28 protein-coding genes and 1 pseudogene are annotated in these 26,545 nt (G+C 47.9%); 12 read left to right on the forward strand and 17 right to left on the reverse strand.

From position 1 onward, the window contains the following. Positions 1-45: 45 nt before the first annotated feature. Positions 46-1,149 (reverse strand): DUF362 domain-containing protein, encoded by a 1,104-nt coding sequence (locus tag DNK57_RS07665; RefSeq protein WP_192962387.1) that lies wholly within the window; start codon positions 1,147-1,149, stop codon positions 46-48. A 253-nt stretch (positions 1,150-1,402) separates the two neighbouring features. Here DNK57_RS07665 and DNK57_RS07670 point away from each other — a divergent pair, with 253 nt between their 5' ends. Then, positions 1,403-3,325 carry a right-handed parallel beta-helix repeat-containing protein gene (locus DNK57_RS07670; protein ID WP_320056891.1) on the forward strand — a complete coding sequence of 641 codons (1,923 nt, stop codon included), beginning with the start codon at positions 1,403-1,405 and terminating at the stop codon, positions 3,323-3,325. Positions 3,326-3,479: 154 nt separating this feature from the next. Next, positions 3,480-3,893 (forward strand): ferritin-like domain-containing protein, encoded by a 414-nt coding sequence (locus DNK57_RS07675; RefSeq protein WP_394354495.1) that lies wholly within the window; start codon positions 3,480-3,482, stop codon positions 3,891-3,893. A gap of 45 nt (positions 3,894-3,938) precedes the next feature. Here DNK57_RS07675 and DNK57_RS09190 read toward each other — a convergent pair whose 3' ends face one another. The 4 genes from DNK57_RS09190 to DNK57_RS07695 all read right to left on the reverse strand — a co-directional run bounded on the left by DNK57_RS09190 (position 3,939) and on the right by DNK57_RS07695 (position 6,281). Next, positions 3,939-4,649: an HIT family protein gene (locus tag DNK57_RS09190; RefSeq protein ID WP_226891197.1), complete on the reverse strand. Its 711-nt coding sequence runs from the start codon at positions 4,647-4,649 to the stop codon at positions 3,939-3,941. Positions 4,650-4,705: 56 nt separating this feature from the next. Then, the gene (locus DNK57_RS07685) at positions 4,706-4,993 is read right to left on the reverse strand and encodes a DUF5750 family protein (protein ID WP_320056892.1); all 288 of its coding nucleotides are present in this window, start codon (positions 4,991-4,993) and stop codon (positions 4,706-4,708) included. Positions 4,994-5,076: 83 nt separating this feature from the next. Continuing rightward, on the reverse strand, positions 5,077-6,045 hold the full coding sequence (locus DNK57_RS07690; protein WP_320056893.1) for an alpha/beta fold hydrolase: 969 nt from the start codon (positions 6,043-6,045) through the stop codon (positions 5,077-5,079). 5 nt (positions 6,046-6,050) lie between these two features. Then, positions 6,051-6,281 carry a ferredoxin gene (locus tag DNK57_RS07695; RefSeq protein ID WP_192962391.1) on the reverse strand — a complete coding sequence of 77 codons (231 nt, stop codon included), beginning with the start codon at positions 6,279-6,281 and terminating at the stop codon, positions 6,051-6,053. Between the two features lie 82 nt (positions 6,282-6,363). Between DNK57_RS07695 and DNK57_RS07700 the strand changes: the two genes are divergently transcribed. Then, complete coding sequence (locus tag DNK57_RS07700; RefSeq protein ID WP_226891200.1) at positions 6,364-6,708, forward strand: hypothetical protein; 345 nt, start codon at positions 6,364-6,366, stop codon at positions 6,706-6,708. Positions 6,709-6,736: 28 nt separating this feature from the next. On the opposite strand, the gene DNK57_RS07705 is transcribed toward DNK57_RS07700, so the two are convergent. Then, a complete protein-coding gene (locus DNK57_RS07705; RefSeq protein WP_192962393.1) occupies positions 6,737-8,134 on the reverse strand; it encodes a M48 family metallopeptidase in 1,398 nt (465 codons plus the stop codon). Positions 8,135-8,408: 274 nt separating this feature from the next. Between DNK57_RS07705 and nucS the strand changes: the two genes are divergently transcribed. Beyond that, positions 8,409-9,161: an endonuclease NucS gene (gene nucS / locus DNK57_RS07710; protein WP_192962394.1), complete on the forward strand. Its 753-nt coding sequence runs from the start codon at positions 8,409-8,411 to the stop codon at positions 9,159-9,161. On the opposite strand, the gene DNK57_RS07715 is transcribed toward nucS, so the two are convergent. The 3 genes from DNK57_RS07715 to DNK57_RS07725 form a co-directional block, all read right to left on the reverse strand. Further along, the gene (locus tag DNK57_RS07715) at positions 9,158-10,267 is read right to left on the reverse strand and encodes a vWA domain-containing protein (RefSeq protein ID WP_226891202.1); all 1,110 of its coding nucleotides are present in this window, start codon (positions 10,265-10,267) and stop codon (positions 9,158-9,160) included. The genes nucS and DNK57_RS07715 overlap by 4 nt on opposite strands. Beyond that, positions 10,227-11,123: an AAA family ATPase gene (locus DNK57_RS07720; protein WP_192962395.1), complete on the reverse strand. Its 897-nt coding sequence runs from the start codon at positions 11,121-11,123 to the stop codon at positions 10,227-10,229. The genes DNK57_RS07715 and DNK57_RS07720 overlap by 41 nt, the downstream gene beginning before the upstream one ends. Positions 11,124-11,190: 67 nt before the next feature. Continuing rightward, positions 11,191-12,132, reverse strand: a complete 942-nt coding sequence (locus tag DNK57_RS07725; RefSeq protein WP_226891204.1) for a S1C family serine protease — start codon at positions 12,130-12,132, stop codon at positions 11,191-11,193. 222 nt (positions 12,133-12,354) lie between these two features. Between DNK57_RS07725 and DNK57_RS07730 the strand changes: the two genes are divergently transcribed. The 3 genes from DNK57_RS07730 to cruF all read left to right on the forward strand — a co-directional run bounded on the left by DNK57_RS07730 (position 12,355) and on the right by cruF (position 14,579). Next, positions 12,355-12,915 (forward strand): manganese efflux pump MntP, encoded by a 561-nt coding sequence (locus tag DNK57_RS07730; protein WP_192962397.1) that lies wholly within the window; start codon positions 12,355-12,357, stop codon positions 12,913-12,915. A 78-nt stretch (positions 12,916-12,993) separates the two neighbouring features. Continuing rightward, entirely contained in the window at positions 12,994-13,830 is an 837-nt protein-coding gene (locus DNK57_RS07735; protein ID WP_192962398.1) for a carbon-nitrogen hydrolase family protein, read from the forward strand. Positions 13,831-13,841: 11 nt separating this feature from the next. After that, positions 13,842-14,579 carry a bisanhydrobacterioruberin hydratase CruF gene (cruF, locus tag DNK57_RS07740; RefSeq protein ID WP_226891206.1) on the forward strand — a complete coding sequence of 246 codons (738 nt, stop codon included), beginning with the start codon at positions 13,842-13,844 and terminating at the stop codon, positions 14,577-14,579. Between the two features lie 17 nt (positions 14,580-14,596). Here the strand turns inward: cruF and DNK57_RS07745 are convergent, their stop codons facing one another. The 4 genes from DNK57_RS07745 to DNK57_RS07760 form a co-directional block, all read right to left on the reverse strand. Then, on the reverse strand, positions 14,597-15,463 hold the full coding sequence (locus tag DNK57_RS07745) for a prenyltransferase (RefSeq protein WP_192962400.1): 867 nt from the start codon (positions 15,461-15,463) through the stop codon (positions 14,597-14,599). 19 nt (positions 15,464-15,482) lie between these two features. Further along, positions 15,483-16,343, reverse strand: coding sequence for a phytoene/squalene synthase family protein (locus DNK57_RS07750; protein ID WP_226891207.1), 861 nt, complete (start codon positions 16,341-16,343; stop codon positions 15,483-15,485). Between the two features lie 54 nt (positions 16,344-16,397). Next, positions 16,398-17,873, reverse strand: a complete 1,476-nt coding sequence (locus DNK57_RS07755; RefSeq protein WP_192962402.1) for a phytoene desaturase family protein — start codon at positions 17,871-17,873, stop codon at positions 16,398-16,400. Positions 17,874-18,034: 161 nt separating this feature from the next. Further along, complete coding sequence (locus tag DNK57_RS07760) at positions 18,035-18,586, reverse strand: HEAT repeat domain-containing protein (RefSeq protein ID WP_192962403.1); 552 nt, start codon at positions 18,584-18,586, stop codon at positions 18,035-18,037. Between the two features lie 211 nt (positions 18,587-18,797). Between DNK57_RS07760 and DNK57_RS07765 the strand changes: the two genes are divergently transcribed. The 3 genes and pseudogenes from DNK57_RS07765 (at position 18,798) to DNK57_RS07775 (ending at position 23,058) form a co-directional block, all read left to right on the forward strand. Continuing rightward, positions 18,798-19,727 carry a prenyltransferase gene (locus DNK57_RS07765; RefSeq protein WP_192962404.1) on the forward strand — a complete coding sequence of 310 codons (930 nt, stop codon included), beginning with the start codon at positions 18,798-18,800 and terminating at the stop codon, positions 19,725-19,727. After that, entirely contained in the window at positions 19,724-20,467 is a 744-nt protein-coding gene (locus tag DNK57_RS07770; protein ID WP_192962405.1) for a metallophosphoesterase, read from the forward strand. The genes DNK57_RS07765 and DNK57_RS07770 overlap by 4 nt, the downstream gene beginning before the upstream one ends. Continuing rightward, positions 20,468-23,058 (forward strand): annotated as a pseudogene (locus DNK57_RS07775) (ATP-dependent helicase). A 16-nt stretch (positions 23,059-23,074) separates the two neighbouring features. Here DNK57_RS07775 and DNK57_RS07780 read toward each other — a convergent pair. Next, positions 23,075-23,767: a class I SAM-dependent methyltransferase gene (locus DNK57_RS07780; protein WP_192962406.1), complete on the reverse strand. Its 693-nt coding sequence runs from the start codon at positions 23,765-23,767 to the stop codon at positions 23,075-23,077. 558 nt (positions 23,768-24,325) lie between these two features. Between DNK57_RS07780 and DNK57_RS07785 the strand changes: the two genes are divergently transcribed. After that, positions 24,326-24,808 carry a flavodoxin family protein gene (locus DNK57_RS07785; protein ID WP_192962407.1) on the forward strand — a complete coding sequence of 161 codons (483 nt, stop codon included), beginning with the start codon at positions 24,326-24,328 and terminating at the stop codon, positions 24,806-24,808. Here the strand turns inward: DNK57_RS07785 and tsaA are convergent, their stop codons facing one another. Genes tsaA through DNK57_RS07800 form a run of 3 tightly spaced genes read right to left on the reverse strand, consistent with a single transcriptional unit; the run spans position 24,809 to position 26,231 of the window. Continuing rightward, positions 24,809-25,222: a tRNA (N6-threonylcarbamoyladenosine(37)-N6)-methyltransferase TrmO gene (gene tsaA, locus DNK57_RS07790; protein ID WP_192962408.1), complete on the reverse strand. Its 414-nt coding sequence runs from the start codon at positions 25,220-25,222 to the stop codon at positions 24,809-24,811. Further along, positions 25,219-25,869, reverse strand: coding sequence for a cyclase family protein (locus tag DNK57_RS07795; protein WP_192962409.1), 651 nt, complete (start codon positions 25,867-25,869; stop codon positions 25,219-25,221). Before DNK57_RS07795 ends, tsaA begins: the two co-directional genes overlap by 4 nt. A 2-nt stretch (positions 25,870-25,871) precedes the next feature. Continuing rightward, positions 25,872-26,231, reverse strand: coding sequence for an ArsR/SmtB family transcription factor (locus DNK57_RS07800; RefSeq protein WP_192962410.1), 360 nt, complete (start codon positions 26,229-26,231; stop codon positions 25,872-25,874). Positions 26,232-26,303: 72 nt separating this feature from the next. Between DNK57_RS07800 and DNK57_RS07805 the strand changes: the two genes are divergently transcribed. Further along, a complete protein-coding gene (locus DNK57_RS07805) occupies positions 26,304-26,519 on the forward strand; it encodes a hypothetical protein (protein ID WP_010877396.1) in 216 nt (71 codons plus the stop codon). Positions 26,520-26,545: the final 26 nt, after the last annotated feature.

Below are 26,545 nucleotides of genomic sequence, written 5' to 3' on the forward strand. Positions count from 1 at the left end.
TGGCCACATTCTGTACTGATATATGATCAAACTATCAAAATGGAGTCATACCCTCACAAGATGGTACCTTCGTGATCCAAGGCCAATCTCTTCGGCATAAACCAGCTGGTAACCTGAATCAACCTTGGCCCAGACCCCCCTGAACTTATCGGCTCCCTCCTCAAAATTCTTCTCAAGCATGGATCCCATGAGGCCCGCCTGCTGGTTCACAAGATCGTAACTTGCAGCATCCATTGCAACGGGATCATTCGAGGCCAGTATCCCTATATCCGGTACGATGGGATAATCACTCCAGGCCACGCAGTCACAGTCAGGTGTTATGTTTGTAAGGAAATTGAAGTATGCAACCTTGCCCTCCTTACCTTTAATGGCTCCAAGTGAATATTCCATCATTCTCTCAATGAAGATCGGTATATCATCCTCCCAGTTAAGATCATAGACCTCATTTGGGCAGCTGTCCATGCAGTTCATACATGCTATGCACCCATCATAGTCTATCCTGGCACCATCCCCGGTGAGGTTGATGGCCTCCACCGGACACGCCTCCACACAGACGCCGCAAAGGTTACAGTCACCTATTATTACGGGTTTTGCGCACTCATGCTGTTCCATTTTCCCGTGGATCGTTGCACATCCCATCGCAAGGTTTTTAAGGGCGCCTCCAAAACCGCTCATCCCGTGACCCTTAAAATGGGACACCACAACCATCCCGGAGGATTCATAGATGTCACCAGCTATCTTCACAGTATCAAAATGCTTCTGATTCACCTCCACGAGCCTCTCATTCCCCCCATGGAGTCCATCCGCGATTATAAGTGGAGCCCCGACAACGGAATAGTCAAAACCATTCATTACTGCGGTAACAAGGTGATCAACTGAATCATGCCTCGAACCATGATACAGTGTATTTGTATCTGTTAAAAAAACCTTCCCTGATCTGTCTTTAACCCTATCGACAATGTGCCTTAAAAGAACGGGACTTATAAAAGAATCATTCCCCCTTTCCCCAAAGTGGACCTTCACGGCCACCACATCATCCTCTGAGAAGATATTCCCACATACCCTCTCAAAGAGCTTCCTTATTTTACTCCCCTTATTCTCATCAGCAGACCTCGCCCTAAGGTCTGCAAAGTAAACCTTAGATGCCACAGAACATCCCTCCTGTAAGAGATATCTTCAAAACAATATATAACCACATCTACTCCCACTGAAGACCCTTTCAGAGCACTTCAAAGAAAGTGAGACAAGAATGCAGTGCAAAGTATTAAATGTAATCCATTGACATATTTACACCTAGAAGGTGGAGAATTTGAATAAAACCAGTTCTAAATTTTATAGAGGACTTTTTCTGGTTGCTATTTGTCTTTTCTGTGCAGGTAATGCATCGGCAACCCAGTGGGATGTGGGTTCAGGGCAGATCTACACCTCAATCCAGGCAGCAATTGATAATTCCAGTACCCTGGACGGTGACGTCATAAATGTGCACGGTGGAACCTATCATGAGGATGTTACCGTGAACAAAAAACTCATAATCCAGGCTAATAACGGCGATCATGTGGAAATAAACCCGGCTAACACAGCATTCGCCCTGGTAAACGAGGGTACTGGTGATGGCAGCGGAAGCACCATAAGGGGGTTCATAATAAACAGTCCTCCCCATGGTGTTGGGGTTAATATAAGTGCAGATAACTGTAAAATTGAAAATAACCGGATTAATGGTGGTAAAACAGGGATTGCTGTTTCGGGATGCAACACAACAATCCTAAATAACGTTATTTCTGGTCCCCATGAGAATGGCATATTTGCTAACATTTCCCAGGGTTTCTTCACGGTTTCAGGGAACCGAATATTGAATATGGATGGTGATGGAATCCTCTGTGGGGTTACTGTTTCAACGAACGGGACCTTAGACAGTTTTAATCTCAGTGGGAACACACTGTCAAATATAAGTACCTCTGATGGTGCCATATTCGGATTACAGCTTGGAAAAAGTAAGGGTGCAGGTGGAAACCCCGAACTGGCCAATGTGGTTAATCTGGTGGTTACCGGGAACATCATCGATGGTTTAACCGCCTTCAGTGCCATTATGGGGATTGAAATAGTCAGTGACAGCGCCAATGCCCTCATATCCGCTAATGATATCTCTAATCTACATGGTTCTGCCAGCAGTTCAGTCTATGCACTCGAAGCTGCCATAGTGGGAAACGGTACCGTTGAGATCTCCAGGAATATAATATCCCATATAGTGGCGGGGCAACAGGCAGTTGGTATGGTGATCGTTGCCATGGGTGACCTGAAACTGGAGGGTAACCTTGTCTCAGGTATCAGCGAAGCCAGCGCATCGGTGGCCATGTTAGGTCTGGGCCTTTTAAATAATGCGACCCTGAAAAATAACATTGCTTCAGATATCACCTCCCCGGGTGTGGCTGCAGGTATTGTGGGTGTTGCCCTTGCACATCTTGAAATGATCCATAACATGGTAAATGGAGTAAATGGAACCCGTGACGTTTCCCTGGTGGCTGCTGGCTTTAACACCACGAGGGTTACCGGTAACAACATAGAAGGGGACGGTGAAGGGATAGGTATTGTCATCTGCTCACCCAGCGGAACCATAAACTACAACCGCATCGCCAGTTACGAATATTACATCCAGAACTTTTTATTTTCCAACTTCGGGCCCAGCATCGATGAAATGCTTAAACCCCTTGATGATGCCATTAAAAAGCATCCAGAACTGGAGCCCATCCTGAAGCCCATAAGGGACGACCTGGACAGACTCTTTCATCAGCTGGAAAACAGTAACACCAGTGCCTGCTACAACTGGTATGGCACCAACAGTCCAGATACCGCTAAATTCTTCCCTGGCAATGGAACCCTGAATTATTATCCCTGGCTGGTTCTGAACATCGACGCCACTCCATCCATAATAAGCCAGGGTGGAAAGTCAACCCTTACCGCCACTGTCTACCATGATGTGGCTGGTGGTGATCACAGTAAGGATGCCGCACTCTTCTTCAGCGGCCCAAGGGTGACCTTCACAACCAGCCTGGGGAACCTGGGTAGTAAATCCATAACAGTCCCCTGGACCAACGGTATGGCCATTACGGTTTTAAGGGCTGATGAAGGTCCCGGTACTGCCACAGTAACCGCCTCAGACTACCAGCTCGTTCAAACCACTGTAACTATCCGGGGATATCCAGGTCCTGCTAACAGAACAAACACCACCACCGTCGTTGGGATGGAGACAACGGGTTCACCAGTTGCAGGGATCATAATATCCATTCTTCTGGTTCTTGGAGGCTTAACATCCGCCCGAAGACTTTAATCACCCCTTTTTTTATAAATTACTTTTTAATTTCAGAAAATGAGCTCAGAGGGACTTCAGAAGATCTCTGGTGTAAATGAGTCTTCAGCATGGATTTTCCTGATGGAGACGCATAGGATAACTGATAAATAAATAAAAAACATAAATTACTTTGGTGATTCTGGTGGACAGAAAAGAAATAGTGGAACTCCTCAACATTGATTTCAGGCATGAACTCGAGGCCACGATGATGTACACCTATAATTCCTTTGTCATCGAGGACTGCGATATAAGCCGCCTGACCGAGGCCATTGCAGCCGATGAGATGAGGCACATGTGGTGGCTGGCTGACCTCATAACAAAGAGGGGAGGTAGGCCATCCATGGAGCTTGGTGAGGTGGAGTATGTTGGTGAAGATATAAAGGAGGGCCTTGAGAGGCAGATCCAGAAGGAAACAGAGGGCATTGAAGAGTATGAGAGGCAGATTAAGATAATAGATGATGAGGAGGTTGTCGGTGTTTTAAGACACATTGTTGATGAGGAGAAGAGGCACAGAAAGGAGTTCAGGGAGCGTATAGAGCGACTGTAATCAGACCCCTCAATTTCCTAAATAGGCCCCCTTAGACCAGGGCACTCATATCTTTATCCATCTGAGGATCTTCCTACCTATTTCAAGGAGGGTTTCCCCGGATATCCTCTTTGGTGGACGGGGCCTCATGTAGCCGAAGAAGGGGTCATCGAAGGTTTCACCGTTGACTGTGACCTTCCCCCTGTACCTCGGTATGAAATGCCAGTGCAGATGGGGTGGAGGGGTGTTATCCCGGTAGAATGAGTTTAGGAGGACCCCCCAGTTGAACATGGTTGCTCCGAACTCCCTTTTCACGGCATTCTCAAGTTCAGATATTATGAGAAGCATTTCCTCCCATTCATCCTTCCTCAGGTTCCCCAGGAATTTCTCATTCCTCTTAAGGGCAACAACACATGTGCCAAGGTTGCTCTGGTTGGGTGCCAAGAAAACAATCCAGTGGTCCCCCTCATAGAGGTACTCCCCAAAATCGTATTCCTCAAAGACACCAAATTCTCCCATTTCATCTATAAACAATGAGAGTTCAGCCACTACTGTTTCAACAACCTCATGAACCGTTTCATCCTCCCATGGTTCAGTTATCCCGAATGAAACAAGGACATCCACTCCATAGGGACCAGAAGAGAAATAGTAGTCCCTGAATTTATCTGCAAGGGCATCAACAGCCCTCTCCCTAATTTCCTCGGGGACCATCAGCTTAAGTCTGATGTTCCATCCTTCAGGGGATTTTCTGAGTTCATCAACAGCTACAAGAACCATCTTCCACCTTTGCCGGCATGATTCAGTTCAGTTACGGGACATGAACATCTATGCTGTCAGTCCTCAAGGACACCGGAAAGGAAGACCATCATCTCGATCTCCTCCCTTGCAATGAAGTCCTCCATTCTAAGCTTTGACTCCTCGGATCCAAAGGGGAAGTACTCCCTTTCATAGAACACCGTTATGATGAGGTCCCCATCATCCCTTTCAGTGTCCTCCTCAAGCCTCTCAATCAGCTTCTCGGTGAGTTCCTCATCAAGGCCGGATACCCTGTAACGTACATAGTTCAGGCCCTTATCTTCACTGAAGCCAAAATCTTCAACCTTAACCTTCAAATAAAACACCACCCATCATTTATATGGAGCTATCAATGGTATCAATGAGCTCCCCAAATAAACCTGAACTGATTTCTGACCATATCATCACCTCAATCACCGCCGATAAAGGACGCTACAAGCTCATTGTATTTTCCTATCTCATTCACCCCAAGGTGTCCGCACTCTGAATCAAAGAGAACAAGCTCTGCTCCAGGTATTAGCTGAGCCATTGGGATTACGTCAAGTTCAGGTGGGAAGTAACGATCCTGGTTCACCCCGAATATGAGGGTGCGTGCCCTGATCCTCTCAAGTTTTCCGCTGAGGTCATGTTTCATGGCGGCCCTGTTTCTCCAGATAACATCATAGGGGTCCATGAGGGACCCCTCAGAACCCATATCCATCATTGATGACTCCAGTTCAGCGTTATCAAGGCCATGATAGTATTCCCTTGAGAGTCCGTGTAGGTACATTAGCATCGATGCCAGGGAAAGGGCCCTCTCCGGCCTTCTGCTGGCCCTCAGTTCAGGGTCCTCCTCGATGAGGTGGTTCATGTAGCTGAAGAGTGCATAGTTTATACCCCGCACCCGCCATGATGTTACAAGGGGCATGAGGAACTCCATTTCATCAGGATACTCCACCGCCCACTGGAGGGCCTGAAAGCCGCCCATGGATGTGCCTATAACACCCTTAACCCTCCTTATCCCGAATCTTTCATTCAGGAACTGCCTCTGGAAGTTGACCATGTCAAGGATGGTGTACTCCGGGAAATCCTTCCCCATGGATGTTGTGGATGGTGATGCTGAGCCGGGTGATCCGAGTGAGCTTATGGAGATTATGGGGAAGTCCTCAAGGGCCCCTCCGGGTCCTGTGAGGGCGGCTATCCTCCTAACCGATGAACAGTCCCCGCTCCAGCCATGTATGTATATGACAGCATTATCCATATCCTCACTGGATGGTTTAACTGTTGTTCTGTACTCAACTGGGGCATCCCTGATTTTTTCTCCTGAATCAAACTGGAATTCTCTGATTTTGAAGTATGATGGTTGGACCTCATCCATGAATACGTCCTCCCCTGACACTGATGTTAGATGACCTCCTCCCCATCCCTGTAAAGCTTTATGCACATTACCGGGCAGTTACCTGCAGCCTTTTCACTGCAGGATGGATCCTCAAGTTCAAGTGCCTGGATATCAGAAACTTCAACCCCTTTAATGGATGACATTCCATCATCCGCGAATTCAAATAGATCTGGGCAGCTGTCGATGCAGTTTCCGCATGATATGCACATTGTCCTATCCAGTTCAAGTCTGTACATGATGTCACCCTAAACCTGACTCACATATTAAATATGGGTGTGTTGCTAAAAATAGTTGATGATGGATCATAGGGATGATTACATGAGAATTATGGATGCACTGGAACTTCAGGACAAGCTCATAATAATCTACAAGGGTATGCAGCAGAGGAGATCCTTCGAAAAATTTTTCGGGAAGGATAAATCCCTGGATAACGACTTCCTTGACAGGCTCATTGAAATGGATGCCGATGATCTCATCAGGGACGCCATAGTCGAGCTTGAAGATTTAATCAGAAGGGACAGCTACAGCCTTGAGGAGTGCAGTGACCCCTTTGACTCCATCGTGAACCGTGAAGCACTGGAGTATAAATGTATGAGGTATGGAATCCGTGGCCCTGAGGGCATAAAACTTGAGGACATTGAATGTGTCCTGTCAAGGGTATGAACCCCGGCACTGCCCACCACCTGTGGATTCATGAGAACATGCTGAGGAGGGCCTCCTTCAGTCCCCTTATAACATCCCCTGCAGATTGAAGAAGTGGACTCTTAATGTTCCTGTAATCCCTGAGGTTTTCGAGACGATTTATCCTGAAATATATGGGTGGATGGGGATCCCATGCTGTCCAGCCAGTTATCCTCTGTGAACCCCTTTTCTCCAGGGCAAGTTTCTGGTAACCTATCTTCCTGAGGGCCCTGGCCAGTACTTCAGGTTTACCTAGGGTCATTGCAGATAGCAGGTCAGCCCGGGCCTCAAAGAACTTCGCCACGAAGAATATTATGCCCATTGCAACGATTATGTAAAGGATGGGTGAAATGATAACCACTGGTAGGAGTACCGTCAGTCTCAGTATGAACTCGGCAGAGACTATGCTGAAGAGTATGATGGGGTCCCGTCCAACAAGGTGGCCCATCTCATGTCCTATGACTGCAAGGATCTCATCATCATCGAGCTGAACAAGCAGGCCCGTGGTTACAAGTACCAGGCCCCTTCCCGGACTTGGACCCGTGGCTGCAGCGTTTGCTATCATGGTATTTGCAAGCACAACCTCTGGTACAGGTATCCCGAATGCTAATGCAGCTCTTTCTACTATTCTGTAGAGGTTCACAGTCCTTGACCTCTCATAAAGGGGGTTGCATCTGAATCCATGCCTTTCCAGGACTCTCCTGGCGTCATCACATGTTGGGGGCCTTTTATTTGCAAGTGAAACGTCATATATCTCCCTTTTTATCCTGACAATCGCATCTTCACCCATTGTTTTTATAAAGAACCTGAATTCGTCCTCTGGGAGCTGGAACTGGACTATGTGTACGTTTGGATTATCCTCTGTGATGACCCACTCCCCCATCCGTGCATATATCCTGTCAGATAGCATGATTATTCCAAGCTGCATGAGGAGGATTGCGATAACAGCATAGAAGCCGAGGATTATGAAGAGGATTATGTTCACCCCGAAGAACAGGACATAGACCAGGAGCATGCTGCTTCCGAATATACCCCTGGATGCCATTCCCCTCCTTGTGGGTGGTTTTTCAGGGATTATTTCCTCCCCCTCAACCCATGCAAAGTATACTGTGTGCTGCCTGAGGGCATCCTCAAAGACCTGGATGGATGTGAATATATCCTCATATATGGAGTGGGCCCATTCCTCAAGATTCTGAGGGTACTCCAGGACCAGTTTAAAGTCCTCACCCCCGATAATCTCCCCGTAGATCACCCCATCATTCCTTAAAGCCCGGAATGATATCTTAAGGCCCTCTTTCCGGATGTCAGTGAATTCTCCGGGGATTAGGTAGTAACGGTGAATGAAATCAAGTAGCTCCCCGTAATATGCAGGCGATATCTCAGTTCCTATGAAAAATTCCTTTATCATGGACACCCAACTTTCTCCAGCTCATAAAATATCCACTGCTAGACACAAAACTCTCATAGAGTATAAGTTATATCAATGTCGATATTAATATTTACACTGAGCGGTAGAGTTAGTTGCCAGGTTAGTGGAGTTAAATCACAGTGAAGGTAAAATTTATGGACTATATGGGCCGTTAAAAAGGACTGCCCCCGTCTGGACTGACATCACACTTGAGGAATCCCGTGCCGTTAGCTGACTGAACTTCCAGCGTCAATAAATTCTGAATGTGAATTGCATGAAGTGCAAGGTATCTGAAAATCCGTCGATAAAGGAGGCCTACCGTTTAATAGAGGATGGTATAAGGAAAAGAGCCCTTGTGGTTATACTTGCCTGCTGCAGCGCATCCTATGAGGGTCGTGCGAGAAGCAGGCTTGATGCCGGTGAGAGGCTGATCGTCATAAAACCCGATGGGACCTTCATGGTGCACCAGGACCGTAAGGTGGACCCTGTTAACTGGCAGCCACCGAAATCAAGGTCAAGGGTCTACATCAAGAGGGGCCGCCTGTACCTTGAGAGCATCAGGAGGGACCCCGAGGAGCGCCTTGAGGTCGAGATCCATGAGGCCCACCTTGTATCCTATTACCTTGCAAGGGACATCCATGATCTCGTGGTTGCAGGTCATGAAAACGATATGGGTAACATGATCATCATGAACCCCCACCTCATCGAGAAGGGCTTCAGGCCCGTTGCAAGGGAGTATGCCGTCGGTTCAGGCTTCATTGACATCCTTGGAAAGGACGAGAATGGTTCCCTCATGATAATTGAACTTAAAAGCAGAAAAGCTGGTGTGAGTGCAGTTAAACAGCTAAAAAGGTACGTGGATGAGTTCATGGATGACAGGGTCGGTGTACGTGGTGTTCTGGTGGCCCCCTCAATAACACATGACGCCCGGGAGATGCTTGAGGAGGAGGGCCTTGAGTTCAGGGAGATCGAACCTCCAAGGGAGCTGAGATCAAACAGGGGCGTTACACTGGACAATTTCATTTAGAGACCCTCTATAACCTCTGCAAGCTGTCTGAGTGTCCTGACCTCCATCACGCTTGCCCCGGCATCCCTGTAAAGTGAAACACAGCTATCCACGACGTCCCACTTCTTTTCAGGTTCCGGGTTAAGTATCATGACCTTCCGGGCCCTCTCTGACATCTCAGCTACCAGTTCAACACTCTCAGGGATACCATCCCGCCTTGGACCTGCCCAGTCCCTGCAGTCTGAGAGGATAACTATGTAGGATTTCCCCGTGAAGTTTACACCTTCAATAAAGTCCCTGAACGCTGTGTACATGTTTGAAGTTCCGTGGATCATTAAATTACGTATCCTTGACTCCCTGAGATTCCTGAATGCATCGTAGAGATCGTCCTCATCCAGGAGGTGTGTTGTCTCAACTATACGGCTGTCGAAGTCGAAGAAACGTGAACGGTAGAAGGTGCGCTGTGCAGCGTAGATTATGCAGAAGAACCAGTTGCTTATCCAGTCACATGACCCGCTCACATCACTGAGGAATATGTGCTGGCTCTTCCTCTCCCTTGGTTCTGACCGTATAAGTTCAAGCACTGTGCCCCCATGTTTAATGTTCTTCCTTATGCTCCGCCTTATATCAGGCCTCATTCTCCTGGACTGGCGTAGCCTCCTTGAACGCCTATTTGCGATTTTTATTCCAAGTCTGCGGCATAGTTCAAATATCTCGGGGTCGAATGAATTGATGGTGGACATGTCCCTGTCCATGACTGCAGCATAATCCATTGAAGGGTCAGTGAATTCCTCGATCTCAGGTTTGAGCTGTGCAATATCCTCAATTCCAATCTCAACCTCTGAATTACCTGAAAAATTTTCTGAAACCCTGAAATGATTTAGCCCTTCAGCTTCCCCAGATCCCTCTGATTCATTTTCCACTGGAACTCCGAAGACCTCATCATAGGCCTCCCTGAATGCATCCGCGTGTCTCATGTCCTTAACGTAAATAGAGAAAAGGGCATCCCTGAGTTCAGGCCTCCCCTTAAATATTCGGTAGGCCTCAGATGCGTCCAGGGTGCCCCTTACACTTACCGGGACGCCCCTATCCCTTAATATGTTTGAGAGATGAATGATCCTCTTCATCTTTCCCATCAACCGATTCCACAAGGTCAAGGACCTTTGCTTCATCTGCCCTGTTCTTTATAACAACTCCAAGGGTTTCCTTAAGCGTCTCAGAGTCCAGTCTATCCCTTCCAAGTGCCATGATGGTTCTGATCCAGTCCACCGTGGCCCTTATGGATGGCTTCTTGATGATGCCCAGTCCCCTTATCCTGTTTATGAGCATTACAGTTTCCCTGATGAGGTCCTCTGGTGCTGATGGGATGTGGGCCCTCACGATCTCCATCTCACGTTGGGGGTCAGGGTAATCTATGTGGAGGTAGAGGCACCTGTCCCTTGTCTCATCCAGAAGGTTCCTCTGGGAGTTGGATGTGAGGAAAACCATTATATCATTCCTCAGGTCAAAGGTTCCCAGGTCATTGACTGTTATCTGCTTCTCGCCGAGGGCCTGGAGGAGGAAGCTCTCGACCTCCTCATCTGCCTTGTCTATCTCATCTATCAGGAGCAGTGATGGTTTCTCATTTATAAATGCAGATAGAAGGGGTCTTTTTATGAAGTAATCCTCTCTGAAGACATCCTCATCGGATCCATGGATCCTTGACCTTTCAAGACTCAGAAGCTGTTTCTGGTAGTTCCATTCTCCGACTATCTGCTCGAAGGTTATACCCTCATAGCACTGTATCCTGAAGAACTCCCTCCCCATGGCCTCTGCAGTTTTCTTAGCGAGAAGTGTTTTACCGGTCCCTGGCGGGCCTTCCACCAGAACAGGTTTTTTCAGTTCTGATGAGAGAAAAAGGGTTATGATGATATCCCTGCCCGGGATGTATCCCACATTTCTGAGTGATTTGTCGATTTTATCCAGCTTTTCTTTTATATTCATTCAGACCACGGCCACGGAATTGCCAGAATTACTCTGCCATTCTCTCCTAATAAAATTTTAGACATGTTCATTGGAGTTCTGAGGGTTTCACCCGGATTTTGCATATCTCAGATCCTCTTATGATATGCAGCTCACATTCCCTGCCAATTTTTTCTTCATTTAGGATCCTGTGAAGGTCATCAACTGTTTCAACGGGTTCTGAGTCCAGTGATACTATTATATCACCCCTCATGACTCCAGCATCTCCTGCAGGGCCGCCTGAGAGTGATACCACCATAACTCCCCTGTCTGAATCCAGTTTCAGCTTCTCAACCGTGTCTGGCTTGAGCACCATGTTCTGGCAGGCCACTCCCAGGTGTGCTCTCCTTATTTTACCATCCTCTATGAGTTTATCTGCGACTTCCCTGACTGTATTTGATGGTATTGCAAAGCAAAGACCCTGAGCAGGCCTTATAAGGGCAGTGTTTATTCCAAGGACCCTTCCACGAAAATCAACCAGTGGCCCGCCTGAGTTTCCAGGGTTAAGTGCCGCATCTGTCTGTATAACCCCATCAACGAGTCTGCCTGTCATGGTCCTCAGGGATCTGCCGGTTGCACTCACCACCCCTGCTGTTACTGTGAACTGGAACCCGAAGGGGTTGCCTATTGCAAGGGCAAGCTGTCCAACCCTCACCCTGCTGGAGTCTGCAAATTCAGGTGTCCTGAGTTCATCCTGAGGTTCTATTTTCAGAACCGCGATGTCGGTGTGGGGGTCATCACCAACAACAGTGGCCCTGTACTCTTCTCCTGTGTTGAGTGTTACGTCAATTCTCTCTGCTCCATGCACAACATGACTGTTTGTGATTATGTGGCCATTTTCAGTGTATATGAGGCCTGAACCTCCCCCCAGTGTCCTTTTTTCTGTCCTGGACACCGTTGTTACCCTTACGACTGAAGGGCTCACTCTATCGGCTGCCCCCGTAACAGCCTCTGAGTAGGCATCCATTAAATCCTGCTCTTCAGCTTCCATTTCGGTTAATTCAGTTCTATTATTTTTATATTCTGACTTAATCATTTCCCTATACTTAAAACAATTTTTTAAGTCCTTTTTAAAACTTTTTGAATGTTTTTCGGGCTTGGCAGTTTTTAGTTAAATTTAGTTATTAAAATTTTTTGTATATAAACTTTTCCTGGAGGACTGGCTTTAAATATGGGAGGACAGAAAATATTGTCATCAAACCCCCACAGGTGTATGAAAGTGGATCTTCTATCAATGGTGCTCATAGGAGTTGGCCTTGCAATGGATGCCTTCAGCATATCTGTGAGCCGTGGCCTTACACTACATGAATCAGAGACAAACTACGCCCTGCTATCTGCATTATCCTTCGGGACATTCCAGGCTGTTATGCCTGTCCTTGGATGGGTATCCGGCCTTGAGATCCAGAGGCTCGTATCAGCCCTTGCACCATGGGCAGCATTCCTTCTGCTCCTCATAATAGGCCTTAAAATGATCTACGAAAGCCTGATCATGGAGGAGGATGAATTCATCTTCAGTTACCGTGAACTCCTTCTACTCTCAATTGCAACCAGCATCGATGCCTTTGCAGTGGGTGTAAGCTTCGCCCTCCTTGACATATCCATATTGCTCCCTGTAATCGTCATAGGCCTGATCACATTCATACTGTCACTTGCCGGTAGCTACCTGGGGGAGAGGATAGGCCACATATTTGAAAACCGCCTTGAGGCCCTTGGTGGTGTGGTTATAATCCTAATAGGCATCAAGATCCTCCTGGAAAATGTTCCGCTCACCTGAATCACATTGAACTATCCCACATCAGCCTTAAAATACTTCAAAATATTTCATACACCTGAATCACATGGAAGTGTCCCCATGAGGCTTGGAATATGTCAGATGATGGTAACTGAGGATAAAGGGGAGAATGTTGATACTGCAGTGAAGATGATTGTGGAGGCCTCTGAAAGAGGCGCCCAGCTCATTGTTCTCCCTGAAATGTTCACATGCCCCTACGATGTAAACCTCTTTCAGGAGTATGCAGAGGAGGAGGATGGAGATTCCATAAGAACACTGAGGTCAGCTGCAAGGAAACTGGGGGTCCACCTGGTTGCAGGTTCCATCCCCGAGAAGACAGCAGAGGGTATCTACAACACCTCCTTTGTGATAGATGATAGGGGAAACATCATCGGGAGACACCGTAAGGTCCACCTCTTCGACATCCGCATGCCCGGGGAGATAACCTTCAGGGAATCAGAAAGCCTCATAGCCGGCGACTCTGTAACTGTTATAGAAACTCCCCACGGGGTTTTGGGTGTGGGTATATGCTATGATATGCGTTTCCCTGAACTTTCACGGATGATGGCACTGAGGGGTGCGGAGATCCTCATATTTCCAGGGGCATTCAACATGACAACCGGTCCGGCCCACTGGAAACTCCTTGTAAGGTCAAGGGCCCTGGATAACCAGTGCTACTGTGCTGCTGTATCACCTGCAAGGAATCCATCTGCATCCTATGTTGCCTATGGCCACTCCATGGTCGCTGATCCATGGGGTTCTGTTGTCTGTGATGCCGGCGCATCCCCCTCTGTGGTCACAGCCGATATTGACATGGAAACCGTTGAGAGAATCCGCAGAGAGCTTCCACTCCTGAGAAACAGGAGGCCAGATGTTTACAGGTGGAGATTTGGTGCCTTGAATGATAATTGTCCATAAAGGTGTTGAGTATGTCTGATAGGGCTGGAAGAACCTCAATTGTGATACTTCTCACTGGTATCCTGCTGGCTGTGAGCTCATACTTTGTTAGCGGGGTGAGGATAGAGGGTTACTGGATCCTGTCAGTTATATTCATAATTTCAATGGCGGTTCCATCATTCATATCAACCATGGGGAGCCTTAAGTCCCGTGGCTTTTTACTGATACTTCTCCTTGGCATCTATGCAATTTCGATTGAAACCCTTGCCATAATAACCGGTTTTCCCTACTCTGAATTCCACTATGGGGACATGATCGGCCTGAAGATACTGGGCTACACACCCTTCACGGTCCCCTTCGCATGGCTGCCCCTCTTCCTTGGATCAGCCTACCTTGCAAAGGAGTCTGTTGAGGGCAGAGCTAAGTTTATGGTCCTTGCAACCCTGATTGCTGTATTAACCGACGTTGTTATTGACCCGGCTGCAGTTAACCTCAGGTTTTGGGTCTGGGAGAATCCAGGGATCTTCTATGGGGTTCCACTACAGAACTTCGCGGGCTGGATTCTATCTGGCCTTGGGGCTGCAATGATCTCACTGCTGGTGGCCGGTGACTCCCTGCAGGAGATGGGTAATGGTACTGTATCAAGCCTTTACCTGATAATGTGTTTCTGGACAGGTGTCTGCCTCTTCCGGGGGCTTGAAATGCCCTTCATTGTGGGTCTAACACTGATTGCACTCATATTAAGAACATCCAAGTTTAAATTATGGTGAAGTATCCCGCTGATGGGCTATATCCAGTGAAACACCCTGTGGTTTACAAGTGCAATGAACAGGAGCCCTCCAAGGGCGGTGTTAACATGGGGCAGATACCAGTATATCTCCTCTATTCTTATTTTCCTTATCAGAAGCACTGAAAGGGGGAATGCCGGGTATATGAACACCAGGAAGCTCAGCGGATGGAACCCTGTGAGGTAAACTGTTATAATGGACAGGAGCAACCAGAAGAATGCTGAAAGTGCAAGGGCCGGCCTTCTGCCAATGAAAACCGGTGTGGTGTTTATACCTGCCATGCTGTCATAGTCGGTGTCTGGTACAGCCGAGAAGATGTGCATTGCTGCAATATGGCAGTACCCGGCAAAGAGGATCATGGGATCCGGTAGGGAACCTGATGCAAGGTTATATCCAAAGAGACCCGGCATTATATAGAGGTAGTTGGATGAGAAATCCAGGAAGGGCTTCTCCTTGAAGCGAAGTGGAGGCGCACTGTAGAAGTATGATAAAAAAAGAAAGCCGAGAAATATCAGGGTCTCTGTCAATGTCTGTGAGAGCATCAGGAGAAAGCTAATGGCGGTTACCAGTATTATGGATCCCTTCAATCTTTTCCTCTCATCATGAACCAGCATGTGTTCTCTGGAGCCCTTCTTGGGGTTCAGAATATCAGTATCCTCATCCCACCAGTCATTAACCCCGTATATGAAGATATTGGCCGGGAAGAAGAAGTATAGGAGGTAGATGTAGTAGGCAGGGGACATGAAATCTGAGAATCCTGAGGCACCCAGGGTGTATCCTATAACATAGGTTCCTCCTGTGTAGATCCAGAACCTGGGTCTGGATATTCTGAAGAGAAACCCCACATATCCCAGAATAGCCTTCATCTGAACACTGCCCCGACGATCATGGGCCTCTGCTTACCCTTATGGAACCCATGAGGCGGAATATGTTAAATACCGCCCCTGAGACGACACGACCCCTTGATGGCTTAACCTTTCTACTGTAGACTATCATGGGGTCCCTTTCAATGATCCTTGATGTCCACATGTACATGTCAGCCGCTGTCTTTATTGGTACGAGGTAACGGTAGGGGATGTAGCTGTATCCCTTCTCAGCTGTCCTCTGCCATTCCCTGTAGATGTCTATCTGAGCCCTCAGAAATGACCTGAAATTATCCTCCCTGCCCCTTATCTCATGAGGATCAAGGGATTCGAGTCCAAACCTTTCAAGTTCATCCAGGGGAAAGTAGAGCCTGCCGAGCTCAATGTCCTCTGCAATGTCCCTTATGAAGTTCACGTACTGCATGGCCCTTCCAAGGTACCTTGCATAGGGGTATGAATCCGTGTCAAGGCCCATTATGGACGCCATGAAGAGCCCCACAACCTCTGATGAGCCAAGGAGGTACTCATCCAGGTCCGACATTGTACTGTAGGATGAAACACTTAAATCCATCTCCATGGACCTCAGGAAGGCCTCTGTCCAGTCATCCTCAAATTTCTTCCTCCTTGAAAGTTCCACGAAGGAGTCAACCACCACGTCCCCTGTGATTTCACCGGAGTATGCTCTCCTGTACCTTTCCACGAATCCATAGAAGCCATCAATATCCTGTGGTACCCGGTCAACGTAGTCATCGGCCTTTCGAAGGAAGCTGTAAAGTATAAAAACGTCTCTCCTGACTTTCTTTGGGAAGAAGAGCGTGCTGTAAAAGTATGTTTTACTTCCCCTCTTAAATATTGAGTAAATTTTCTCGTCAATCAAAGGCATATCACCCATTAAATCTTAGGTAAATGTTACGAAGTTGCGGTCAATAAAGCAACTTCACTTTCCGGTATCCTCCATTATCTCATTGCAGACTATCTGTGATGAGACAAGTGTCATTGGGACTCCTATACCCGGGTGTGTGTAATGGCCTGTGTAATAGAGGTTCTTAACCTTCTTGCTCTTATGTGATGGTCTCCATAGGGCTGTCTGTCTTAGTGTATGGGAAAGCCCCAGGGCTGTGCCCTTGTATGCATTGTAACGGTCCCTGAAATCATTTATGGCGAATATCCTCTTTACAACAACATGGTCCCGTATATTTTCACCCACCTTCTTCTCAAGGTCATCCATCACCCTTCTGTAGAGGCCCTCCCGCAGTTCCTCATTATCATCCATGCCAGGGGCGAGGGGGACCAGTATGAAGAGGGTGTCTGATCCTTGAGGGGCGGCAGTCGTATCCGTCCGTGAGGGTACATTCACATAGTAGGATGGTTTCTCTGGCCACCTTGCCCTCTGGGGATCAAATACCTCCTGGAATTTATCAGCCCAGTCCCTCTCAAGGAACAGGTTGTGGTGGTCAAGGGCATCGATAACGCGGTCAACCCCCAGGTAGGCTACAAAGGCTGATGGTGCCATTACCCTGGAATCCCAGTACGCCTCATCATAGGTCCTTTGGGGTTCATCAAGGAGTTCCAGTTCACTGTGGGGGTAATCAGCATTCACCAGGACTGCGTCGGCTTCATAGATGTTCCTGTCGGTTATGACGGATGTTGCAAGACCATCGCGTACCTCTATCCTTTTAACCTCCTCGTTGAAGTGGAATCTGGCCCCATGTTCAAGTGCGAGTTCATATATTGATTGTGCGACCCTCCTTATGCCACCCTCCGGGTAGAAGACTCCAAGGGTCATGTCGATGTGGGACATTATATGATACATTGAGGGCGTGTCCTGTGGTGCGCTTCCAAGGAACCCCATTGAGTACTGAAGTATCTTGCGGGCCTCGTCACTCTTGAATCGCTTGTTGACGAAGTGTTCAAGAGATTCAAGTATGTTAAGCCTCAATCCCTGTAGCAGGAGCTTTCCATTAAGGAAGTCCAGGACTGATCTGTAGTCCCTGTAGAGCATTTCCTTAACCACTGATTCATAGAGTTTACCTGCTGATTCAAGGTATTCCCTGAGTTTCTCACCACCATTTTCCTCAAAACTGTCAAAGAGTTCATAGTTCTTCTTAATATCAGATGATACGTCAACGAATCCTCTATCATCAAAGAAGACACGGTAGGCTGGTTCAAGTTTTTTAAGCCTGTAGAAATCTTCTGGCTTAGCATTGAACTCTGCAAAGAAGTTTTCAAAAACGTCTGGCATGAGGTACCATGATGGTCCCATGTCAAAGGTGAATCCGCCCTCACTGTAGACACTTGCACGTCCCCCCGGACCCTCATTTTTCTCAATAACAGTTACTTCCACCCCATTCTTTGCAAGGAGTGCTGCAGCAGATATTCCCCCGAATCCAGCTCCCACGATAACCATGTTCATAAGACCACCGTCATAATCTAAAAATAATTATGTTGAAACAGATATAAAAACTTCATTAAAAATGGTATTTCATTCATATGTAAGATTAAAAAAAAGGATTTGGATTTTTAAATCCCCATTAAATGTTTACGAGTTAATGGTTAAGCCACTGTTAAACTGAATCAGGTCCCGGACTGGATCTTTTTAAGGGATTTGTTTGCAGCCTTCTTGAAGTCCTTATCACCCTTCCTTCTGGCCTTCTTGATTGGCTCTATTGCCCTCTCATCCCCAAGGTCCCCCAGTGACCTTACAGCTGCAAGTTTAACACCCCAGTCCTCATCACTGAGGGCCTCTATCAGGGGTTCAACTGCGCTCAGATCCCCCAGTTCACCCAGGGACCTTGCAGCAACCTTCCTTACGCCCCAGTCCTCATCACTGAGGGCCTCTATGAAGTGATCTGTGACACGGGGGTCCCCTATCTTCTTGAGTGCGAAGGTTGCGTATCTCCTGATTTCGCCCTCAGCCGTATCCATTACTTCCATAAGATTCTCAATGGCTACTTCACCAAATTCTGCAAGTTTTTCAGCGGCTTTGAATCTTACAAGGTGACTTTCATCCTCCAGAAGAGATATGAGTATTTCAACTGATTCCTCTGAAGGTTCAAGTTCTTCTATGGCCTCCATCCTGCCCTGAGGCTCCATTAGACCTATTTCCTTCAATCTTTCATTGACCATGATATCACCTGCCTCTTCTTATCCAGTGATGATGATAATCCTTCTTCAGTGCATGAAGCAAACCGAATTCAATTCATTCTTTATCAACGAAAATCCATTTATCCCCCCGATGATATAAATGTTCAATGACTTTGAGCAGCTCATGAGTGGCTCTCTGATAGTTACTTAAGATAATTTATAAATGTTCAATGATAATCCTGTGGAGATCCCCATGAAGAATTATGCAAATACCTGGATGATCCATGAGATAATCCGGCTTGGAAGGCTCCCCTTCCTTGGAGCAGGCTTTATACTCTATGCCACCGGAGCCGTCCTCGCAGCCATAGAGACTGGGCATATTTCAGCGGAACAGTTCATCGCCGGTTACCTCATAGTGATGCCGGCACACCTATCTGTATCCTACAGCAACGACTACTATGACTTTGACCTTGATGGGTCAGATTCTTCAACGAGGTACTCAGGTGGAAGCGGCGTCCTTCAGAGGCACCCTGAACTGCGAAGTTTCGCCTGGAGATTCGCGGTTTTTCTGATAGCCATATCCATAATGCTATCCATAATCTACGCCATAAACTACAGGAATCCTTCAGTGTTCCTGCTTACAGTTTCTGGCAGCCTCCTGGGATGGTTCTACAGTGCACCGCCCCTGAGGCTTTCATACAGGGGTCTTGGCGAGATTGCAACCGCCATCACAGGATTCATATTTCCAGCCATGGGCTACTCTGTGATTGCAGGTGGACCTGACCTTCAGATTCTCCTCTTCACCATACCCATAATGCTGCTGCAGCTCGTATTCATAATAAACGTTGAAATACCTGACATCCAGGAGGACCTCGCTGGTGGTAAAATGACCCTACCCGTCCGGATAGGGGTCAGGGATTCCCGGAGGATAATGGTGCTTGCCTCAGCCACAGCAACGGTGATGCTGGCCCTTCTTTCATTATCAGAAAGCTTCAGTCCCGGGATCAATTTCCTCTTAATATCCGCCCTGTCACTCACAGTTACAGTCCCATGCATCCATTCACTCCATGGTTCAGGGGATGGGGATGATGTTGCAAGCAAATCTGAGCTTGTTATGAACTCCCTCATAGCCTTCGGGATACTCAACCTCATCTATTTAACGGGAGTCATGGTGACCGCATGAAGACCTACAGACTCATGGATGACCTTGAAATATGTGACCTCTCCCTCCTCATTGAGGATTCCATGGTCATTGCTGACCTCCACCTGGGCTATGAGCAGTACCTCAACAGGCAGGGGGTCATGGTACCTGGATTTCAGTTCAGGAGGATAATTGAACGCATAGACACCATAAGGGATGTTTCAGGAGCCTCATCCATCATCATAAATGGCGACCTTAAACATGAATTCGGGAGGGTGAGCTGGCAGGAGAACCGTGAGATCATCAGAATGATGGATTACCTTGAGGAGAATTTCAGGGATATAACCATCATCAGGGGAAACCATGACCCCCTCATACCCCACATGTCCCGGGTTTCACATCTCAGTGTCACCGACACCCTCAGGATATCCGGTTTCCTCCTTGCACACGGCCACGTTATACCCGAAGACCTTGATGCCGGGACAATAATCATCGGCCATGAGCATCCCTGTGTGGGTTTAAGAAGCGGTGAGAGGGTTGAGAAGATCAAATGTTTCCTGCTTGGTCCCTTCAGGGACAGGAAACTCCTTGTGATGCCCTCCTTTAACTTCGTTACAGAGGGTTCAGACATCCTCCACGAGGATATACTCTCCCCTCTCCTGAGGGAGGCGGAACTCACTGAATTCCTGGTCTATGGTGTTGAGGACTTTGAGGTCTTCGAATTCGGAACCGTGGGTGACCTCCTGAAGTTTCAGCAGAAAACAGGTTATCCTGGTGATTGAATGATAAGGAAACAGGAGAGGATGTACACATCCAGGGAGATACACTCCATACTACACCCCTGGGTTAGTGAGTGGTTCAGTAGGACCTTCGATGACTTCACAGAGGCCCAGAGGTATGCCATAATGGACATCCACAGGGGCAGGAACGTCCTGGTATCCTCACCTACCGGCTCCGGTAAGACCCTCACCGCCTTTCTATCCATAATCAGCGAACTGACAAGACTTGCAGATGATGGGGAGCTTGAGGACAGCGTCTACTGCATATACATATCGCCCCTCAAGGCCCTGGACAACGACATTGAACGGAACCTGGAGGAGCCCCTCAGTGCCATCAGGGATATCGCCGCAGGGGAGGGCAGGGACCTTGAGATAAGGAAGGCTGTCAGGACAGGGGACACCAGCAGCTATGAAAGGTCAAAGATGCTCAGAAAGCCTCCCCATATACTCATAACCACGCCTGAGACGCTCTCAATACTCCTTGTCGCGCCGAAATTCAGGGAAAAGCTTTCAACCGTCCGCTATGTTATCGTTGATGAGATACACTCCCTTGCAGATAATAAGAGGGGAGTCCATCTCTCCCTAAGCCTTGAGAGGCTGCAGCACCTCGTGGGGGACTTCACTAGGATAGGCCTATCAGCAACCGTCCACCCCCTCGAGAGGGTCGCGCGGTTCCTTGTTGGCTACAGTTACGGTTCAGAGAGGGAGTGCCTGATAGTTGATGTCAGCTACCTGAAGGAACTGGACATCGACCTCATATGCCCCGTGGATGACATCGTTGCCGCTGACCCTGAGGAGATAGGAACGCCCTATATGACATCCTCCATGACCTCATAGAGGATCACAGAACAACCCTAATATTCACAAACACCAGGAGCGGCACAGAGAGCGTTGTATATAACCTTAAAAGCCGTTTCCCTGAGAGTTACAGTGACAGTAACATCATGGCCCACCATTCATCACTCTCAAGGGAGATCAGACTTGAAACCGAGGAGAAACTCAAGAGTGGTGAGCTGAAGGCTGTTGTGTCATCCACCTCCCTTGAACTCGGTATCGACATAGGCTACATAGACCTTGTGGTACTTCTGAGTTCCCCAAAATCAGTTTCTAGGGCCCTGCAGAGGATCGGGAGGAGCGGCCATCAGCTCCACCAGAAATCAAAGGGGAGGATAGTTGTTGTGGATATGGACGACCTTGTGGAGTGTTCACTCATACTCAAAAACGCCCTTGAGGGTAAAATCGACTCCATCAGGGTACCCGAGAACTGCCTGGACGTTCTGGCCCAGCACATATACGGGATGGCCATAGAGCACCCCTGGGACATCGACCATGCCCTTGAGGTCATAAGGAACAGCTACTGTTACAGGAACCTGGAGAGGGAGGATTACCTGTCTGTCCTCAGTTACCTTGCCGGTGAGTACGTGGAACTTGAGGAGAGGTACGTCTATGCAAAGATCTGGGTTGACTATGATAAGAACCAGTTCGGGAGGAGGGGTAAACTTGCACGGATGCTGTATTCAACGAATATAGGCACGATACCAGATAGAAGTGCTGCAGTTGTGAAGTGCAATGGTAAGGTTGTGGGGAGGATCGAGGAGGACTTCATGGAGAAGCTCAGGAAGGGGGACACCTTCGTGCTTGGTGGGAGGATATACCGCTTCAACTATGCCAGGGGCATGACCGTTAACGTCACACCGGCCTCAGGGCCTCCAACGATCCCCTCCTGGTTCTCAGAGCAGCTGCCCCTATCCTTTGACCTTGCAGTGGATATACAGCGCTTCAGGGATATCATGGATGGAAAGTTCCAGTACGGACGTTCCAGGGATGAGATAATGGAATTCATAGGGAGTTACCTCCATGTGGATGAGAGGGCTGCGTCCTCCATCTATGAGTACTTCCGTGAGCAGTACCTCTACGCAGGGATACCCAGTATAAGGAGGATGCTGGTTGAGTACTATACAGGGTTTGGTGGGAGGAAGTTCATTGTATTCCACAGCCTCTTCGGGAGGAGGGTAAACGATGCAATCTCCCGTGCAGTCGCCTATGTCATCGCCAGGCGCTACCGGAGGGATGTTATGATATCTGTATCTGACAATGGGTTCTACCTAAGCTCGGAGGGCAAAATGGGTGGTCTTGAGTCCTTCAGGGAACTTGAACCTGAAAACCTCAGGGATGTGCTCAAGAAGGCCCTTGACAGGACAGAGACGCTGGCAAGCAGGTTCAGGCACTGCGCTGGCCGTGCCCTTATGATACTGAGGAGGTACAGGGGCGAGGAGAAATCGGTCGGCAGGCAGCAGGTGCGGGGCAAGATACTCCTCAAATTTGTGAGTGAACTTGATGATAAGTTCCCCATCCTTGAGGAGGCGCGGAGGGAGGTCATGGAGGACTACATGGACATTGAAAATGCTGTGAGGGTCCTTGAATGGATAAGGGACGGTGAAATGGAGATAAAACAGGTCAACACCCGCATACCATCACCCTTCGCCTTCAACCTTGTGGCCCAGGGCTACCTGGATGTCCTCAAATACGAGGACAGGATAGAATTCATAAGGAGAATGCACCAGGCCATAATAGATGAAATAAGAAGTAGGTAGATGTCTGAAAACTGGATCATCTCCTCAGTATGAGCATCCTGTTGCCACCTCTCCTGAACTCATAGTCCACCTCCACCACATCCACATCCACATCCACATCCACATCAACTCCCCTCATCCCGTTATTTATTAGTTCCCTAGCATAATCCGCCAGTTCACCGTTTTCCCTAACGATTGGGTAAATCCTCACCTCGGAGCCCACCCTTGTGAGTTCCTCAAGGGCACTTCTGTGGAATTCCCTGTCAAGTCTGTGCTCATAGATGAATAGTAGGTGTGATGAGACCACAAGGTCGAATTCGCTGTCATCAAATGGTAGATCCCTGAGATCACCCCTTATGTAAAGGTCAGGGTTCAGTCTGTAGCTTTCCTCGAAGCAGCTGCATGCTTTAAGGCGTTTTTCAAGCATCTCATCAGGGGATTTATAAAAATCCCACTTAAAGGTATCTTTAATTCTTTTTAAGGCTTCTGTGAGGATCCGAAGGTGCTCCCTGCACCTTTCACCGAGGATCTCTGGTTCCTCGCCGTACATGATGTCACATGCCATCACATCAAAACCAGCTGCGGCCATGATGGGGGTGAATGAACTGGCACCCCCCGGGCAGTCCAGTATCCGCAGGCCCTTCAGGTCGGGAGGGTTGAGGTTGAACATTTTAAGGTACTCTCTGCATGTGCGGGCCGTGAATAGGGGCCCTTCCACCGGTTCTTTCATGTATGCACTCCTTCAGGTTCTGAAATTAATCATTGTCATCTCATGGTGCACTACATAATTATGTTCAATCACCTAATTCACCCTTCACCTCACCGAAATGTTTATATAGGAGTATTCTAACATATAGGTTTGTGTGTCTCATACACACATCACCCCCTTATTATGGCTTTCAACATCCGGGATATTCGTTCTGTTGAAAGCATAAAAAATATCAGCTTCCAGAGATGTGAAAAAATAAAGCACCTCCCCGTTTTTTCACTCCTAACAACCCCCCTTAAAATCTCTGGAAGCTACCCCCCATATTATCACGGTCAGGGACTATTTCTAAGTTTATATGAAGGCCAGCTTCAATTTAGTGCATGTTATCATTTCACAGTTTTACCGGTTCTTCAGCTAACATAAAAGAATACATTCCGCAGATAAACACAAGAGAAACCCTGCTTTTAAACCATCAAAGAACACTCCATGATATGAAACGCAAGAGAATCTGTGGAAGACAAAAAACTGATTTTAAAATTAAGCAATAATATAAATGAACAGATCCACATATTAGACTACATGAAAGCGCTTGTGGTATATTACTCAAGAACCGGGAACACAAGGGAGGTTGCAACCAGAATAGCCGATGAACTTGGATGTGATATCGAGGAAATCCATGATACCCAGAAACGTACAGGAATCCTGGGATTTATAAAATCAGGTTACCAGGCTGCAAGGGGTAAGGATACCGTCCTTGAACCCTATGAAAAGGACCCCTACAGTTACGACCTTGTGATAGCTGGAACTCCAGTATGGGCGGGTAAGCCATCTGTACCCATAAGCACCTACCTGAAGGAGAACCGTTCAAAGATAAAGAGGGTGGCCTTCTTCTGCACCTATGGTGGAAGCGGTGCAGAGGGAACCTTCAGGACCATGAAGGAGATCCTTGGCATGGAACCCATAGAGACCGTCGCCATTACAGAGAAGGAGATAAAGGAAGATAAATGCGACTGCAAGATAGAACCCTTCGTAAGGGACGTTGAAGAAGCATTCAGAGAATGATCACCGCCCAGGTGAATCTATATCCTCATAGTATGGCTTTATGTCAATAACAGGGGAACCGTCCAGGGCATCAAGGCCCCTGACCCTCAGTATCTCCCCGCATTCAAGTAGCTCAACAAGACAGAGCCCCACAGGGTTGGGCCTCGCAGGAGCCCTGGTAGAGAAAACCCCCCTCTTCTTCCTTTTACCCCGCGGCACCACCCTCAAAACGTTCCTCTCAGCCAGGTGCTGCCAGTATAAAACAAAGATGTGTCTGAAGAGTTCAAGGCCGTCCACCGCATCCAGGTACTCTGGAAAGATGTGGATCTCACTCTCCTCGCTGGAAAACCTTCCCTGTGCCGGTGCATTGCTCCTGGTCCTGAAGGGGGACCTTACAACCCCGACGGGCCTTATCCTTATCTCCATGTCACTCATCTCAGCTCCGCTATAACGGTGCAGGGTGCGCTGTCAACTGATCCAAGCATCCATGGAACCGCGAACACCCTCCCGGTAACCTCCCGGATCCTGTCAAGTTTCATGTCCTCTATGAGGAGCAGGGGGTCCCCATAGTAAGGTTTCTCCATGAAGGCGTTCAGATGGGCCATCCTCCCCTCAGAGGGCCTTGATGAAGTGGATATGGATATGCAGTCAATCCCGATAGCCCTTATCCCCTTGAAGTTTCTTCTTATATGGTCTATGAGTTCAGGGGTTATCCATGGGTTGTCCCTGAGGTAAACCTCCTCTCCCCTGAGTGACCCGAAACCTGTTTTTATGATGAGGAGCTCACACTCCACAAGTTCAACGTCATCCTTCCCTATGGGGACACATGGACCTGCATCCACCTCAACGATGGAGACCTCGTTGAAGATAAGATCATTGATGCTGTATTCAGAGATCCTCCTTCCGCCCTCAATGAAGTGTGCGGGTGCATCTATGTGTGTACCTGCATGGTTGCTGGTCCTGATGGTGTGGGTCTCATATCCATCATTCCCTACAGTGGTGCTCATGGTTATACTCACATCCTCAAGGGATGGGTGGACCGGTGATCTGTCCTCAAGGGGGTATGAGAGCAGCTCATACATTTTTATTCCTCAGAGCGTGAATGCAGTTTACTGCACTGCTCTATGAACTCCACAACCCCATTATCCCGCAGGTAGTAGCGTGCCATCTTACCATCCCTCTCATAGTCAACCATCCCCGCGTTCCTGAGGATCCTCAGCTGATGTGAAACCGCTGACTGGGTTACATCCAGTAATGATGCCAGTTCACATACGCAGAGGGAGTCCAGTGAAAGTGCCATGAGTATCTTAAGTCTTGTTGGTTCAGATAATATCTTAAAAATGTCACAGATCCCCCTTATCTCATCCCCGGAGGGCATTTCAGCCCTGACCCTGAGCACCTTTTCCTCGTCTGTATGCTCAATTTCACAGATATCCCTCTTCATGAAATACTTTATAGATGGAAGTGTAGATAATAATAACGGAGAGACTCTGGTGAAATATGTGGATGGATTAGCATGGCCGTTGACTGGATAAGGATAAGGGACCTTGTGGGGGAGGAGCACACCTACAGTACGGGTCCCCGTGGGAATGCAGTGGAGATTCGTGTGAGTGAGAGGAAGATAACCGTCACATACCTTCAGGATGATGAACCCGTGCAGAGGGTCTTTATAAAGTCCAATATTGTCTATTATGATTACAGTTCAGAGCATCTGAGAAAAAAGTACAGCTAGAATTGAATTTCAGCTGATCTGCTTTA

It is taken from the genome of Methanothermobacter thermautotrophicus, from assembly GCF_014889545.1.
Taxonomy (GTDB): Archaea; Methanobacteriota; Methanobacteria; order Methanobacteriales; family Methanothermobacteraceae; genus Methanothermobacter; species Methanothermobacter thermautotrophicus_A.

Coding starts and splice junctions, on each gene's coding strand:
- DNK57_RS07795 (WP_192962409.1), bottom strand. CDS start 25,869: ATGTATGAGCTGCTCTCATACCCCCTTGAGGACAGATCACCGGTCCAC.
- tsaA (WP_192962408.1), bottom strand. CDS start 25,222: ATGAGTGACATGGAGATAAGGATAAGGCCCGTCGGGGTTGTAAGGTCC.
- DNK57_RS07695 (WP_192962391.1), bottom strand. CDS start 6,281: ATGTACAGACTTGAACTGGATAGGACAATGTGCATATCATGCGGAAAC.
- DNK57_RS07700 (WP_226891200.1), top strand. CDS start 6,364: ATGAGAATTATGGATGCACTGGAACTTCAGGACAAGCTCATAATAATC.
- DNK57_RS07780 (WP_192962406.1), bottom strand. CDS start 23,767: ATGAAAGAACCGGTGGAAGGGCCCCTATTCACGGCCCGCACATGCAGA.
- DNK57_RS07730 (WP_192962397.1), top strand. CDS start 12,355: ATGAAAGTGGATCTTCTATCAATGGTGCTCATAGGAGTTGGCCTTGCA.
- DNK57_RS07735 (WP_192962398.1), top strand. CDS start 12,994: ATGAGGCTTGGAATATGTCAGATGATGGTAACTGAGGATAAAGGGGAG.
- DNK57_RS09190 (WP_226891197.1), bottom strand. CDS start 4,649: ATGGTTCTTGTAGCTGTTGATGAACTCAGAAAATCCCCTGAAGGATGG.
- DNK57_RS07715 (WP_226891202.1), bottom strand. CDS start 10,267: ATGAAGAGGATCATTCATCTCTCAAACATATTAAGGGATAGGGGCGTC.
- DNK57_RS07705 (WP_192962393.1), bottom strand. CDS start 8,134: ATGATAAAGGAATTTTTCATAGGAACTGAGATATCGCCTGCATATTAC.
- cruF (WP_226891206.1), top strand. CDS start 13,842: ATGTCTGATAGGGCTGGAAGAACCTCAATTGTGATACTTCTCACTGGT.
- DNK57_RS07770 (WP_192962405.1), top strand. CDS start 19,724: ATGAAGACCTACAGACTCATGGATGACCTTGAAATATGTGACCTCTCC.
- nucS (WP_192962394.1), top strand. CDS start 8,409: ATGAAGTGCAAGGTATCTGAAAATCCGTCGATAAAGGAGGCCTACCGT.
- DNK57_RS07750 (WP_226891207.1), bottom strand. CDS start 16,343: ATGCCTTTGATTGACGAGAAAATTTACTCAATATTTAAGAGGGGAAGT.
- DNK57_RS07725 (WP_226891204.1), bottom strand. CDS start 12,132: ATGGAAGCTGAAGAGCAGGATTTAATGGATGCCTACTCAGAGGCTGTT.
- DNK57_RS07800 (WP_192962410.1), bottom strand. CDS start 26,231: ATGAAGAGGGATATCTGTGAAATTGAGCATACAGACGAGGAAAAGGTG.
- DNK57_RS07785 (WP_192962407.1), top strand. CDS start 24,326: ATGAAAGCGCTTGTGGTATATTACTCAAGAACCGGGAACACAAGGGAG.
- DNK57_RS07745 (WP_192962400.1), bottom strand. CDS start 15,463: ATGAAGGCTATTCTGGGATATGTGGGGTTTCTCTTCAGAATATCCAGA.
- DNK57_RS07805 (WP_010877396.1), top strand. CDS start 26,304: ATGGCCGTTGACTGGATAAGGATAAGGGACCTTGTGGGGGAGGAGCAC.
- DNK57_RS07755 (WP_192962402.1), bottom strand. CDS start 17,873: ATGAACATGGTTATCGTGGGAGCTGGATTCGGGGGAATATCTGCTGCA.
- DNK57_RS07765 (WP_192962404.1), top strand. CDS start 18,798: ATGAAGAATTATGCAAATACCTGGATGATCCATGAGATAATCCGGCTT.
- DNK57_RS07720 (WP_192962395.1), bottom strand. CDS start 11,123: ATGAATATAAAAGAAAAGCTGGATAAAATCGACAAATCACTCAGAAAT.
- DNK57_RS07760 (WP_192962403.1), bottom strand. CDS start 18,586: ATGGTCAATGAAAGATTGAAGGAAATAGGTCTAATGGAGCCTCAGGGC.